Genomic DNA, 13,518 nt, shown 5'->3' on the forward strand with positions numbered 1-13,518 from the left:
CTAAAGGTTGGGAAGTTGAACTGGGCCCTGAAAGCTCCGAGGGTTCTTGCCCCAGTTCCAGATGAAGCAGCGTGTGGGTGATGGCAGTTCGACAATCCAAGGCTGGTCAAGAGTGATCTGCGATAACGCGCCGCCGTGAGGCAAGACTAGGTTCTGATCACCCTCCGCGGTGCCGATGAGTTCAATAAAGCACTCGTCGCCAAGTGTCATAATGCTCACAGTTCGCCCGCTTTTAAAGCCAATCGTGTGCGCCTTCGTGACCATGATCTCCATGGGCTCACCTGGCTGAGCGGGAAGCGTTGGCCGTCCGCCGATCGCGATTTGTAGGAATTGGTGCCCGCAGATTGTTTTTTCTTCCACAGGGACACCGGATGAGTGAGGCGCGTGCCGAAACGCCGTTGCATCCGGGGTGACGATACCCATCGAGGCTTTGACAAACGGCGGCTCGGGGGAGAGCTGTGCCCAGTCTTGCGGTTGGATAGCGGATGTGGCGCCCCAGACTTGCTGGGTCTGGGTGTCCACGATTTCCATAAACAAGCCGCGCCCTCCCGCGAGCTGTCGTCCGCTTTCTGGAGTCGCCGCCTTCATCAAGTCTTCGAGCGATGACGTCAGCTGACTCATGCTGTCTTTTCGTTCTTTTGTTTCGCTGGGATGAGGCTGAGGACGAGCATCACAAGCGCGATTGCGAGGAAGGGCAGGCTGGAGGCCGCGCCAGGTGAGGTCTCGAGCGTCACCGTGGGTTTGAAGTGTGCCACGGCCATGCGACCGCTCCATTCCAAAACGAAGACAAGATAAAAAAGTGGAATCAGCGACCTGTAGCGAACCAACACGAGTAGGAACAATCCAGCGAGCAAGAGCTGGGATAAACCCCATTGGCCGAATATGGCGATGACATTGGCGGCGGCGGCGTCTGAAAAACTGTCCAGGGGAATGGTCGCGATACTCTGAGCGCCACCATCCGGGGCGATGAGATGTACACAGCTGCGGAAGATGAGCATCAGTGTCAGTGGTATGAACACGAAGAGCGCAATTTTCTGACCCGGATACCGATTGGTGATTTCCTTCGGGAAAAGCGTTTTCAATATCTGCGTCATTCTTTGCGACTCCCGCGTTTTCGCCTTGTAATGGCATGTTGTATGCCATTAGAGAGAGTGGTGTACAAGGAAATTCGTGGGAGCAAGATAGAAATGGAAGTGCTGAGAACCCCGGACGATCGCTTCGAGAATCTCGACGGATATCCGTTTGAGCCAAACTATATTGATGTCCCAGACGGCGAAGGTGGTTCCTTGCGCATGCACTATGTCGATGAAGGGCCGCGTGACGGACAGCCGGTGGTGATGGTTCATGGCAATCCGACATGGTCCTGTATGTGGCGCTCGCTCATTCCTGTTTTGGCAGAAGCAGGGTACCGCGCCATCGCTGTAGACATGATTGGTATGGGCCGGTCAGACAAGCCGGCCTCCCTGGATGACTATTCGATCGCGCGGCACGAGGCTTGGCTCGCGGCTGGGGTGATCGATGGGCTTGGTCTCACAAATGCGCATTTCATTCTGCACGATTGGGGCGGGATTGTCGGTCTACGCGTCGTTGCGAACAATCAAGAACACGTCGCCAGTGTGATCTATTCCAATACCGGATTCCCGACCTGGGAACCCGGGAAGGAAATCAAGGAAATGATCCGGCCCGGAACCGAAGTCCTGCGGCCATTCCAGGAAATGGTGCGGCAAACCGAAGAGTGGCCGCATTGGGAGCAAGTCTCGGCGATCACGCTGTCCGACATGACGGACTCTGTCAAAGCCGGTTTTGCTGCGCCGTGCCCAGATCCATCCTATGTGGTCGCCAACCGCAAGTTCGCGCTGATGCTACCGACACAGAACGACAACCCGATGCTTGAGGACAATTGGCGGGCGCTGGAGAAGATGAAATCGTTCGAGAAACCGTTCCTGTGCGTCTATTCCGATAAGGATATTGTCGCGCCAGAAGGGTATAAGTCGGTACATCCCTTCATCCCTGGAGCAGCGGCCTACGAGCCGGTGATTTTGGAAGGCGGCAGCCACTTTTTGTTGGAAGACATTCCGGACGCCTACAGCGACGCCGTGCTCAAGCACCTGACGGGTTTGGAGTCTTAAGAGGCCACTTGGATCGACCGTAAATTTGTAGCTCTTTGGAAGATAGGAATAAGCCCATGAAAGTAATCAACGAGGTGATGCCATCTGATCCGGATCGCATCCGCGAGATGATGGAACAAGGGCCAGCCGGGCCGATCTTCATGGTCAATCTCCTCAAGTTTAAAGACAAAGCGGAGTATCAGGACGGCCGCGAAACAAGTCTCTCTGGGCGAGAGGCGTACGGCCTTTATAGCGAGTTAGTGGCAGGCATATTGCCAAAATTCGGCGGCAGATTTTTCTTTGCCGCCGATGCTACATTCCTGGCGCTTGGGCAGGTGGAAGACTTATGGGATGAAATCGCTATTGCAGTTTATCTGGAGCGCGCGGCTATGATGAAAATGTCGAGTTCAGAAGAGTGGCAGGCCGCTGGCGTGCACCGTGCGGCCGGATTGGCCGGTCAGTTGAATATCGAAACGGTGCTGCAAGATTGGTCGAAAGACCTGCCCTGGATGAAGATACTATTAGAACAGATGGGCGTCTGATCGAGATCGTTGCTCACCGATCAGTCCGGTGATTTTTGCGTCCGCCCGGAAACCCAATCCAAGCCGCGCCAGCCCAGCCATCCGATCAGCAAGAGCAGCAATGCCAGTGTGATCCGGACATGTACGAATGTGATTGTCGGGCGGGTGATGAACACTTCCGTATGGTCCAAGGCGCCATACTTGTAGACGCGCCCTTCTTTCATCGCTGGGGCCATGCTCATGTCGATCAGGTCCCGCAGCGACCGGTAACGCACGACGATGACGCGATCCACCTCGTTGCCATACTCACCCAACATCAGGCCGACGCGCTCGCTATCAAACACAGGGTGGCCTCCGCGTTTAAAGAGCTCGGGCATGACGATACTGCCATATGTCTCGCCAGAGATGCGCGCCGCCTCGCCCTCCTTTAGGTTTTCCAGGTTTACCGCATAGAATTCCTTGCCGTCATCGCGCGGGATCATCTCCGCGAGATTGTCGACGAAGCCGCGCCGCGCGGATCCGGAACTGCCATGAAAGGCTCGAAGCTCCTGGATGAGCCGTTCGCCTTCTTCAGGCGTGATTGGCTTTCCATTCCCGCCATACCAGGCAGAGAACCCGAGAAAGAAGAGGGCGAGAATGGCGGCCCAGCCAATCTTGAACTTGAGCATGATAAAACTCCCGTCAGAGGTTTAATTTGGCCAATAAATATATTCGTCGCCGTCCTCGAACCGCTCGGCCAAGGTCTTGTCGATCATGATCGGGCTCTCTGAGGCGGCAACGTAGAGCGGCGGCACCCGGTTGGCGTGGTGAGCGTCAAGGATTGCCTTCAGCTCTGCCAGCTTGTCCGGGCGTGCCTCTGCGAGATTGACTTGTTCAGTCGGATCTTCGGCGAGGTTGAAGAGCCAGTCATAGTCGATCCGATCATTGACCTGCAGTTTCCAATCACCGGCGCGAACGACTTTATAATGCCCGGCATTCCAGAAAATGGCATCGTTTTCCCGGACGATCTCTCCCGTCCCTTCCGCCAACGGCATCAGATTGTGCCCATCGATTATGACATCTTCTGGCAGAGGCGCACCCGCACCGGCGGCCATGGTCGGCATCAAGTCTATGTGCGCCACCGGTGTGTCGATCGTGGTTCCTGGCGCGATGCGCTGGGGCCATTTGATAAAGACAGGCACCCGAATCCCGCCTTCAAACAGCGTAATCTTCCAGCCGCGATAGGGGGTGTTGACCTCGGGAAGACCCAGATAGCCGGCGCCGCCATTGTCGCTGGAGAGGATAATGATCGTGTTGTCTGCGAGACCTTCTTGTTCGAGTTTGTCCATCACACGGCCGACGCTGCGATCAATCGCACGAAGCATGGCCGCATAGACGCGCAGCCGATGCGGCTCGATATCGCCAACCGCTTCAAAATCAGCCTTTGTCGCCTGTAGCGGCGTGTGCACGCCCCAATGAGCGAGGTAGAGGAAGAATGGACGATTCTTGTTCGCTTCGATGACTTTCAGGCTTTCATCGGTCCAGTAATCGGTCAAATAGCCGCCGGGTTCAAACAGCTCACCGCCATTATAAGACGTGGCGAATTTGGAGATCGCCCAGAGCGTCTTGTCGATCGGATCGAAGTCGAGTTTTGCGTTGACGACATTTGGGTCGTCTTCCGGCAGGAAGAGCAGGTTTTCCATGAGCAGACTTTCGTCAAAGCCTTGCGCGGTGGGATGAAATTCACCGACGGACCCGAGGTGCCATTTTCCGATATGGACCGTATGGTAATCTACCTCTTTCAAGACTTCTGCGATTGTGACCTCGCTCGCCGGAAGTCCCTGTGCGTTGTAATCCGGGCGCGTGTTCGCAGCCTCAGCATCATACAAATATTCCGGCAGATTGTTGTCCATTTCATTGCCGAGCTTTGCGACCATAGGACTGAATCTGGGGCGCGTGGGTGTATACTCGAATCCTGTGCGCGTTGGATATCGGCCCGTCATCAACATTGCACGTGACGGCGCGCATGTGCCCTGACCGGCATAGGCTTGGGTGAAGATTGCGCCTTGCGCGGCCAATCGGTCAATATTCGGCGTCGGCGCGCGTCCCCCTGCAACGCCGCCCCCGAATGTCGAAAGATCATTGATGCCAAGATCATCAATCAGGATAAAAACAATGTTTGGCGGACGCTCCGACGGCGGCTGCGTCGCGGTTTCCGGACCTTGTTGCCAGGCGATCGGTTTGTTCGGTGCAATTGTGTTTGCGGTTGCCGACTGAGCCTTCGGCGCTGATATCGGATTTTGGGGCGCTTCCTGCTCCGACAGGGAGCACCCTGCGAGCGTTGATATCATCATGGCGCTCGCCGCAATAATCAGTTTACTGCGACTAATCGCAGAGGGCTTTTTGGCTCGCATCATAGCTTGCTCCTCAGCTGTTTCTTATCGATCTTTCCCACAGGCGTCAGCGGAATGGTGCTGACGAAGTGAATCGCTTTTGGGATCTTGTATGCGGCCATGTTTTCTTGGCAGAAGGTCAGGATTCTCGCCATCAAAGCGTCGCCGCCAATCGCCTCGCCCTGTTCGCTCGCCTCGACAAACACGTTCACAATGTCATTGCCGGGACGTCGTGGATCCGGTGCGCCTACGACGGCGCAAGATCTTATTTCGGGCAGTTTGGAGAGCTTGTCTTCAACTTCGACGGAGAACACTTTGTAGCCGCCAACGATTAGCATGTCCTTGGCGCGATCGCTGATGTAGATGTACCCCTCGTCGTCCATATATCCGACATCGCCCGTGCGCATCCAGGTTTCGCCAGCAAAGGATTTCAAAGCGTCCGCGGTCGCATCAGGGCGTCTGAGATATCCTTTCATTATATGCGGCCCGCTCACCCACAGCTCACCAACCTCGCCGCTTGCCAAGGGGCCTTCGCCAGTTTCGGCGTCCATGATCAACACCGATGAGCCCGGCATGGGCATGCCGACAGATCCCGGCTTGGCACGTGTGGGCGGATTGTTGGACGTTGTGCCCCCAGTCTCGGTCATCCCATACGCCTCTGAGATTTTTCCTGCGCCCAGGACTGAATCCAACGCCTTGAAAGTCGCGCTTGAGAGCGGGGCAGCGCCCGAGATTGCCAAAAGCAGAGGCTCGAAGTCTAGTTCCCGGAACGCGGGATTCGCGAGCAGCATTTCATAAAGCGCGGGGACCGCGAACAGGCGGGTCGGGGGTGTTTTCCTAAACGCCGCGCAAATCGCGTCGGTGTCGCGGGCATTCGGGAACAGGAAACACGTTGCGCCAGAATGCACGCAGGTCAGGATCAAGGTCAGGCCTGCGATATGGAAAAGGGGGAAGGCGGACCCGAAAACTTCCTTGCCCGGAACCGGTGGCGGAGCAGACGCGTTGAACATCTGAATGCCGGCATTGATGCCATAATGGCTGATTTCAGCGCCTTTTGGTGGGCCGGTTGTGCCGCCAGTGTATTGAATGACGAATGTCTGCGCGGGGTCTACTATTCGCTGGTGAAACACCGGGCTGTGATCGCAGACGAGATCGCGATAGGTCTGGACTTTTACCCCAACGATCTCGGGTGCTTCGGTGATGGCGTCATCGATGCTGTCGAGTGAACCCGTGAAAACGATATCCGTCAGGCATTCGGGAAATTTCTGAATGCCGGTCAAGCTTGGCGCCAGGTCGGTAAGCGAAATCAAGACCTTGATGCGGGCGTCGGAAATCTGGTGGATGATCTCTGTGCTGGTGAGGAGGGGAGACACACCAGTCACGGTCGCTCCGAGCTTGCACACAGCGGCGAGCGCGAAACAATACTGCGGAATGTTGGGCATATGCAGACCGACCACATCACCGGGTTCGACCAGGTCATCCAAGGCGTTGGCCAGACGACTGGCTTCCGCATCGAAGGCCGAGAAGGTAAAATCTCTCTCTAGATATTTGAGTGCGACGGCGTCAGGAATTTCAGCGGCTCGGCGCTCAAGTTGCGCGCCGAACAATCCTTGGTCGAAAACCGGTGGCTGGATGCCGAGCTCGGCCTGGATGGACTGCCAAGGGCGTTGAAGTGCTAAACTATGAGACGTCACGATATGCTCTGGAGAAAAATGCCGGAGTTCCAACGCGTGCAACTCCGGCAGTTAGGAAGGGTGACCAAACAGGCCACACGGAGTTAGTTTCCAGGACGTATCGTCAGCTGAACGCCATAGGTTGCAGGCGCGCCGTACCAGCCGACCACCCCGCCAGCGCCAGCAAAGCCACCGGCAGAAATCAAGGCGCCCAGGGGCTGTCGTGCCGCTTGAATGAAATAGGTCTCGTCAGTGACGTTCTTGCCGAACACTTCAAGCTCCCATTTTCCAGACCGGCTTTGAATTCCCGCTCTTAGGTCGAGAAGACCGTAGGCATCTTGATCACCAGGCGAGTCTTGGGTCACGCGGATGAGGTTCTGATCGTCGCGCCAATTATAGTCTGCACGAAGCTTCAGATTGAGAGTCTCCGTCACAGGGTGCAGCCACTGCGCGCCGATCGAGTATTGCCACTCAGGAGCGAAAGATGGCGTTTGACCATTTCGGCTACAGGTATCGTCATTTGGACTTGGTGTTGGGCCAAAATCTGTTGGTGTCTCACCCAGGCCGCATTGCGCATCGGGGAAGTCAGTGTACTGAGAATCTAGGTACGCCAGCGATCCATTGATTGTCAGAGCGTCAGTTGGCAGGAACGCAAAATCGGCTTCGACCCCTTTGACTTCCTGTTCACCGGCATTGCCGACAATGAAGCCAGATCCGGTTGCGGCGAGGGTTGCCTCCTGAAAATCCTCGATCGTCGTGTGATAAGCTGTCGCGTTAATCAGGACACGTCCGTCAGCAAACGTAGACTTGATGCCGCCTTCATAAGTGATTGAGTCTTCGTTCTCGAATTCCAGTGCGGATCCCGCGGGCAGACGCCGTGAATTGAAGCCCCCAGACTTGAAGCCTGTGGAGGCTGTCGCGAATAACATCACGTCATCCGTGACATTGTAACGTGTATTCGCTGACCAAGTCACGCTGTCCTCTTTGCGGGTTTGGTCCGGCGGGTTCACTGGTGGAAAGACGAGGAAGTTTGCCGCGAAAGAATTGGTCGGAGCGTTGAAGTGATTAACCTCGACATCCTTTTCATCCTCGCTCCAACGCAGGCCGCCGGTAATGTCCCAACGGTCGGTGAGATGGAAAGTGGCGTTCCCATAGATCGCGACAGAGTTGGTTTCCTGTTCGAAATTAGAGGTCAGGGTGTCGCCGACATTAAATCCGCAACCGACAGGCGGCAGACAGGGCAGCGCGGGGTTGGGGACTGCGAACACGCGGTTTGCACCGACCTGAGCGACCGCAAACTGATCGAACGTGGTTTTCTGGTTGTACAGGAATAAGCCGCCCAGATACTCAAATTTCTCACCGACAGGCGAGGTGATGCGAAACTCCTGGCTGGTAACTTTGTTTTCTTGAATCTGATCGATATCCAGCACGGGATTTGCCAAGGAGTCAGACGCGATGAACACGTCATTGAGCCATTCCTGATATCCAGTGATCGACGTAAGTGTCAGACCGTTCGACAGATCCCAGTCAATTTGAGCTGACACCCCCTTGGACTCAGTTTGGTCGTTCGGGGCATCGTCTGCATTGACGACGTGATCGCTATCGCTGGCATTGTTAAATGGAAATCCAGCCGCTGCCTGGGCCGCAAGGAAGCCAGGCGTGGCAATTCCGAATGGGCCGGTTGGATCAATCTGTTCAGCAACGCAGCAGGCCTTATCGATTTCGCTATAGTGGGCGATGAAGTTGAATTCCAAATTATCACTCGGTTCGAAAAGCAGACGACCGCGAATACCTTTTTCAGAGCTATCGTTTATGTCATTTCCAGTGAGAGTATTATCTTCAAAGCCGCTCCGGTCGCGGTAATACGCTGTGATACGACCCGCCAGTTTGTCTTCTGCGAGGGTGCCGCCCACGAAGCCATTGATCCATTTTTGATCATAGTCGCCCACACCGAGGCGGAGCATGGACTCGGTCTCATAAGATGGCTTGCGTGTCGTGACATTCAATGCACCAACAGGTGTGTTGCGTCCGTATAGCGTGCCTTGCGGACCGCGCAGAATTTCCACCGATTGAATGTCACCGAGCTCGCCAAACGCCATGGCGCCGGTGGGCTGATAAATACCGTCTAGAAACAAACCGACGCTGGATTCGATGCCTGGATTGGTGCCGCTTGAACCAATGCCGCGAATGCGCACCGAAACGTTGCGAGCGGTGTTCGAGGTCGGCAAGTCGAAATTCGGAACAGATTGAGCGATGTCCGACATGTCGGTGATGCCGCGCACTTCGAGATCTTCACCCGTCAACGCGGTGATCGAAATCGGAACGTCTTGTACGTTCTCTTCGCGCTTTTGCGCGGTCACGGTGATGGATCCGAGGCGACGGGTATCCGCTTCCGCAGCCTCATCATTGTCTGCAGTTTGAGCGTGCACCCCAAAATGTGTCGTCAGCGCCAGCGCCGCGACGCTGAGGGATAACGCTCTTGCACTTACTCGTTTCATATTCTTCCTCCCAAGAAAATACTGGCATATTGCACGCCATTAGTTATTCTGGGTTTCAATCATGGTTTCGGAAAAGAGACTGTCGCCGAGGCGACAATCTCAAAATTATAGAGAGCAACGTGGATCAAAGGACCCTTGTCTCAGAAGCGCGCCGTGCGATCGCAAGTTCGCCAGTCTTTGAGAGCATGCCTGAAACACTGGTGGAAAAACTCGCAGATACCGCGATTTTCGAGCGCTATGATTCTCCATCAGTGGTTATTCGATCTGGAGAGTCCACATCCTTTGCCCGCTATGTGCGCACGGGCTATGGCTTCCTCCGCGGCGAGTCGAAGGATGGCCGGGAGTTGCAATTGGTGCGAACCGGAGAAGGGCGGTGGTTTGGTTGGATACTCGTGTTCTCGTCTTTGAAAGTAGATAAAGATCACTGGGCGTCCGCAGGCACCGAATATATCGCGTTTCCAAAGGCGGCACTTTTGGAAATTGCGGAAGTTTGGCCGCAAATCTATCACAATGCTTTCTTGGATACTGGGCGAATGGTGCAGGGCATATTGCGCTGGGTCTGGACGTTTCATCTGAGCTCAGACGACGAGAAAATCGCAAAACTGATCGTGCAAATGCTGCCCTCAAAATTGCGCACGGGGAACTACTGCTTGACGTGCAGCCAGGCCGATCTCGCCAGTCTCTGCGGGTTTGGCAGGCAAGCGGTCAACCGGCACCTCACCGTGTTAGAAGAAAAGTCGCTCATCGTTCGAGCGTATCGCAAGATCGAAATCCCTGACATCGAAAGGCTACGGGCCTATGCGGAACGTGATGAGCTAATCTGAAATGCGAGGCAGGTGGATTGCGTGTTGGGTAGTTCCTGAGATCCTCGTCGGGGTCGTCGAAATGTGTGGCCTCAATCCGCATCGATGCCGGCGACAAGCGATTCCAAGATAAGTCTGATTGACTTTTTTGCACTTTCGACTGAGCGCTTTTGATCTTGTCTCAGCTGCCGCCAGGTGGAGAAATCCAGCGCCACTTCCATCGCGCCGAACAATTCTCGATTGGACGTGATTTCCTTGGGTAGAATGCTCTTAAGCGCCGACCGGAAATAGGCGACGTCGCTCTCATGTTGCTTGCCCAGAAAATCTGACTTGAACCGCCGCACGGTGACGCACATCTTCATCGGAAAGACCGTCTCATACAATTCTGCGCGTTTATCGACGCATTCGAGCAAGCGTTCGCGCCAAGTGGTGGCTTCAAAAGGCGCAACAAGCATAGGCATAGCTGCATTGCTGACTTCCTGCGCCATTTCGTCGTAGATGCTGTCCATGTCTTCGAAATGGCGAAACACCGTCCGCATGCCGACATCGGCGCGCTCGGCGACCGCTACAGCGCTCGGCGTCATATTGCCTTCCTGGAGCAGCTCGAACATCGCTTCAATGATGCGTCTCCGGCTTCGGCCGCTGCGTAATCTGCGCCCATCATTCGTGTCCGGCTCGATCGTCGGAAAAGGATTCTTTTGTTGCGATGATTTCGTCAAATCGCGCTCCCAAAACTAGCGTCCAGTGTGACAATATAAGGAACAGGTGCAAAAAAAGAAATAACGTGTCGATAGGCGTAGGGCGAGTGATGGTGCTGCCAGTCTAACGCGAACCGGTCTCTAGCAACGAACGGCATGGCGGTACTTATCCGGCCAGCAGCTGGGGTCACCCAGAGTCGTACGGTTCTATGGCAGATATCTATGCCGCACTCATGAAGGAGGTCTTCAACGTTGCGAAGCGAGAGCGGGAAGCGGACATACATCATTACCGCAAGCTGGATGATCTCACGTGATGTTTTGAAATAGCGAAATGGGATCTGGCTCATGAACCGAGCGTAGAGCAGAGCGGTTAAAGCTCACTTTCCGCTGACAATTCCAGCCTGATAATTATACGCTTCGCTGTGGGCTAGTTCAGTTTTGTCCCAACCGGGAAACAGGGAGCGGTACTGATCGAGACGTCCACCGTCCAACATTCGAGCTTTAGCGGCGCCGCCGCGCCAAAGGTCGTATTTTGGGTCGGCATATTCAGTGAAAAACTCTTCCATATCATTCTCAAGCGCCGCGCGGATATCAGCGTAATCGGGATTAGATGCAACATTGTTGAGTTCTTCGGCATCTTGGTGTCGATCGTAGAGTTCGACCTCGCCGGTGAGAAGTCGTTTGATAAATCTGAATCGATCGGTCCGGATGCTGCGAACGGTCATATAGTCGAATATCGCCGATGCGCTTTCAGGGGCGTCTCCAGATCCTGTCAGCATCGAGAAGAAACTCTTGCCAGGCGAGCGCGGCACCTCAGCATCTTGGCCCAGAATGTCCAATATGGTCGGGTAAACATCATATTGATTAACAATCGCGTCCGCCGTTTTGTTTTCGCGGATCAAATTGCCATTGTCTGAGACGATCAGCGGGACCAGTGAATTGGCCTCATAAGCCGCGAACGGCCAAGACCAGGAACTGTTCCCCCATAGCCCTCTTTGGCCAATCGAAGCGCCTTGATCAGACGTGTAAATGACAAGGGTGTTGTCTAATTCGCCGCTCCGCTCGAGCGCTGCCATGACGTCACCAACGCCGTCATCAATCATGCTGGTTTCGGCCGCCAAATTGGTCATAGCCCTTTGGTTGTTGAGGGCTTCAATGGCGGACCAGGGCGTAATTCCATGGCGCTCACTATAGGTTGCGGGGTCGCCTTCCTGTGCCCAGTTTTTGAGATTTGTTCCAACCGGACGTTGCGGGAGCCGAGGCGGGTTCGCTTGGTAATAGTCAGTGTACCTGTTTTCGTAATCCGCATTGACCACGGGCGGCAGGCCATACGGACCATTATATGAAAGCAATAGGAAGAAAGGCGCCTCTTCTGCGGCAGCAGATTCGATAAACTCGACGGCTTTGTCGGTCCAAAAATCTGTGAGGTGTTGTTCGGTCACATATGTTTGACCGTTTTCAATAATCTCGACGTCGAAAAACCGCTCTGTGTGTCCTGAAGGGAACGTGACCCAGGTGTCAAATCCAAGTTGCGCCTGATCATGTCGCCCCAGATGGTATTTCCCAATAAGGGCAGTGGTGTAGCCCTCAAAACTGAGTTGCCCGGGCAAGTTTTGAAACTCGGCTATGGCAGACCAGTTTTCCAGGCCCGGCTGCGATGGCAGGGCATTGTGGACGCCGGTTTGCGACGGAAGAAGGCCGGTCAATAAGGTTGCTCGGCTTGGTGAGCACACACCGCTGCTCGCGTGCGCCGACATAAAGGTAACGCCAGAGCGGGCTAAGGCGTCAATATGAGGGGTCCGAATGTCGGGGTTTCCGTAAGCTGCGAGTAAGCCAGGGCTCTGATTATCGGTCAGAATGATGATGACGTTTTTCGGTTGCTCAGGAAATGCGGTTGGAGCGGTGCAGCTGACCGCAAGGGCGAATGTTGCAGCGACGGTTTTTAGTTTCATCAGGCGATCCTCCGGACATCGACCGACCTCACTTGCTCAGCCTGGCCTCTGGCTTCCATCAGACCATGATGTCCATTTGTGCGGCAAATGAAGATTGATAATGTTGACGGCAAACCAACGTAATGCGCGACTCCGAATATCGGGATTAGCAGGACAGACGCCTCAAGTCTTCGACATCAAGAAATGGCGCGCTCGCGGTCTTTCCAATACGGCGCGCGGAGCGTTTTCTTTAAGATCTTTCCGCTCGGGTTTCTTGGGAGTTCCTGAACAATTTCGAGTTGGCGAGGGATTTTGTATCCTGCGAGTTTGTCCCGCGAAAACTCTATCATTTCGTCAAGCGTCAGAGATGCGCTTTTTTTCAAAACAACGAATGCCAGCAAAGCCTCGCCGCGTTTGTCATCCGGAACGCCGATAACGGCAATATCTGCGATGGCCTGGTGTTTCGCCAGGGCGTTCTCTACCTCGACAGGGTAGATATTCTCCCCGCCGCTCACAACCATGTCCTTGATCCTGTCCTTGAGGAACAGATAGCCGTCCGGATCGAGATATCCCGCGTCACCCGTCCGCACCCAGCCATCGACGAGCGTTTCCTCATTTGCCTGTTGTAATTTGTTGTATCCCCGCATGTTGGAGTCCGATCTGACGCAGATCTCACCCACTTCGCCCTCTGGCAACGTCACTCCGTCTGGATTGACAATTTTGATTTCACGCCGACGGATCGCCGGCCGCAAGACCGGAGGAGGTCTTCAACATTGCGCAGTGAAAGTGGAAACCGGACACACATCATCACCGCAAGCGGGATGACTCCGGGCGACGTTTTGAAGTCGCGAAATGGGGTCTGGTTCATGAGCCAAGCGGAGAGCGGGGCCGCTAAGGCTCACTTTCCGCTGACA

The 13,518-nt window shown here is 54.9% G+C and carries 12 protein-coding genes and 2 pseudogenes; 3 read left to right on the forward strand and 11 right to left on the reverse strand.

Annotation, left to right across the window (positions count from 1 at the left end; all coding sequences use genetic code 11):
- Positions 1–621, reverse strand: a complete 621-nt coding sequence (locus MY069_RS17055) for a hypothetical protein (protein ID WP_482794989.1) — start codon at positions 619–621, stop codon at positions 1–3.
- Positions 618–1,094 carry a hypothetical protein gene (locus tag MY069_RS17060; protein ID WP_482794990.1) on the reverse strand — a complete coding sequence of 159 codons (477 nt, stop codon included), beginning with the start codon at positions 1,092–1,094 and terminating at the stop codon, positions 618–620. The genes MY069_RS17055 and MY069_RS17060 overlap by 4 nt, the downstream gene beginning before the upstream one ends.
- 93 nt (positions 1,095–1,187) lie before the next feature.
- Here MY069_RS17060 and MY069_RS17065 point away from each other — a divergent pair, with 93 nt between their 5' ends.
- A complete protein-coding gene (locus tag MY069_RS17065) occupies positions 1,188–2,129 on the forward strand; it encodes a haloalkane dehalogenase (RefSeq protein WP_482794991.1) in 942 nt (313 codons plus the stop codon).
- Between the two features lie 56 nt (positions 2,130–2,185).
- Complete coding sequence (locus tag MY069_RS17070; protein ID WP_482794992.1) at positions 2,186–2,650, forward strand: DUF1330 domain-containing protein; 465 nt, start codon at positions 2,186–2,188, stop codon at positions 2,648–2,650.
- A gap of 20 nt (positions 2,651–2,670) precedes the next feature.
- Here the strand turns inward: MY069_RS17070 and MY069_RS17075 are convergent, their stop codons facing one another.
- The 4 genes from MY069_RS17075 to MY069_RS17090 all read right to left on the reverse strand — a co-directional run bounded on the left by MY069_RS17075 (position 2,671) and on the right by MY069_RS17090 (position 9,172).
- Entirely contained in the window at positions 2,671–3,297 is a 627-nt protein-coding gene (locus MY069_RS17075) for a hypothetical protein (RefSeq protein ID WP_482794993.1), read from the reverse strand.
- Positions 3,298–3,318: 21 nt separating this feature from the next.
- A complete protein-coding gene (locus MY069_RS17080) occupies positions 3,319–5,025 on the reverse strand; it encodes a sulfatase (RefSeq protein WP_482794994.1) in 1,707 nt (568 codons plus the stop codon).
- Positions 5,022–6,695 carry a class I adenylate-forming enzyme family protein gene (locus MY069_RS17085; RefSeq protein ID WP_482794995.1) on the reverse strand — a complete coding sequence of 558 codons (1,674 nt, stop codon included), beginning with the start codon at positions 6,693–6,695 and terminating at the stop codon, positions 5,022–5,024. Before MY069_RS17085 ends, MY069_RS17080 begins: the two co-directional genes overlap by 4 nt.
- 83 nt (positions 6,696–6,778) lie before the next feature.
- On the reverse strand, positions 6,779–9,172 hold the full coding sequence (locus MY069_RS17090; protein ID WP_482794996.1) for a TonB-dependent receptor: 2,394 nt from the start codon (positions 9,170–9,172) through the stop codon (positions 6,779–6,781).
- A gap of 119 nt (positions 9,173–9,291) precedes the next feature.
- Here MY069_RS17090 and MY069_RS17095 point away from each other — a divergent pair, with 119 nt between their 5' ends.
- Positions 9,292–9,996, forward strand: coding sequence for a Crp/Fnr family transcriptional regulator (locus MY069_RS17095; protein ID WP_482794997.1), 705 nt, complete (start codon positions 9,292–9,294; stop codon positions 9,994–9,996).
- 71 nt (positions 9,997–10,067) lie between these two features.
- On the opposite strand, the gene MY069_RS17100 is transcribed toward MY069_RS17095, so the two are convergent.
- The 5 genes and pseudogenes from MY069_RS17100 to MY069_RS17120 form a co-directional block, all read right to left on the reverse strand.
- Positions 10,068–10,694: a TetR/AcrR family transcriptional regulator gene (locus tag MY069_RS17100; protein WP_482794998.1), complete on the reverse strand. Its 627-nt coding sequence runs from the start codon at positions 10,692–10,694 to the stop codon at positions 10,068–10,070.
- A gap of 170 nt (positions 10,695–10,864) precedes the next feature.
- Positions 10,865–11,020, reverse strand: a pseudogene (locus MY069_RS17105) (IS6 family transposase); the annotation flags it as partial.
- Between the two features lie 30 nt (positions 11,021–11,050).
- Entirely contained in the window at positions 11,051–12,625 is a 1,575-nt protein-coding gene (locus tag MY069_RS17110) for a sulfatase family protein (protein ID WP_482794999.1), read from the reverse strand.
- Between the two features lie 176 nt (positions 12,626–12,801).
- Complete coding sequence (locus tag MY069_RS17115; protein ID WP_482795000.1) at positions 12,802–13,251, reverse strand: AMP-binding enzyme; 450 nt, start codon at positions 13,249–13,251, stop codon at positions 12,802–12,804.
- A 98-nt stretch (positions 13,252–13,349) separates the two neighbouring features.
- Positions 13,350–13,472: pseudogene (locus tag MY069_RS17120) on the reverse strand (IS6 family transposase); the annotation flags it as partial.
- Positions 13,473–13,518 lie beyond the last annotated feature (46 nt).

The sequence above is a fragment of the Hyphomonas sp. ske169 genome (genome assembly GCF_056850855.1).

Excerpts from the sequence above, each read along its gene's own strand:
- MY069_RS17055 (WP_482794989.1), bottom strand. The coding sequence starts at position 621 with ATGAGTCAGCTGACGTCATCGCTCGAAGACTTGATGAAGGCGGCGACT.
- MY069_RS17060 (WP_482794990.1), bottom strand. The coding sequence starts at position 1,094 with ATGACGCAGATATTGAAAACGCTTTTCCCGAAGGAAATCACCAATCGG.
- MY069_RS17065 (WP_482794991.1), top strand. The coding sequence starts at position 1,188 with ATGGAAGTGCTGAGAACCCCGGACGATCGCTTCGAGAATCTCGACGGA.
- MY069_RS17070 (WP_482794992.1), top strand. The coding sequence starts at position 2,186 with ATGAAAGTAATCAACGAGGTGATGCCATCTGATCCGGATCGCATCCGC.
- MY069_RS17075 (WP_482794993.1), bottom strand. The coding sequence starts at position 3,297 with ATGCTCAAGTTCAAGATTGGCTGGGCCGCCATTCTCGCCCTCTTCTTT.
- MY069_RS17080 (WP_482794994.1), bottom strand. The coding sequence starts at position 5,025 with ATGATGCGAGCCAAAAAGCCCTCTGCGATTAGTCGCAGTAAACTGATT.
- MY069_RS17090 (WP_482794996.1), bottom strand. The coding sequence starts at position 9,172 with ATGAAACGAGTAAGTGCAAGAGCGTTATCCCTCAGCGTCGCGGCGCTG.
- MY069_RS17110 (WP_482794999.1), bottom strand. The coding sequence starts at position 12,625 with ATGAAACTAAAAACCGTCGCTGCAACATTCGCCCTTGCGGTCAGCTGC.
- MY069_RS17115 (WP_482795000.1), bottom strand. The coding sequence starts at position 13,251 with ATGCGGGGATACAACAAATTACAACAGGCAAATGAGGAAACGCTCGTC.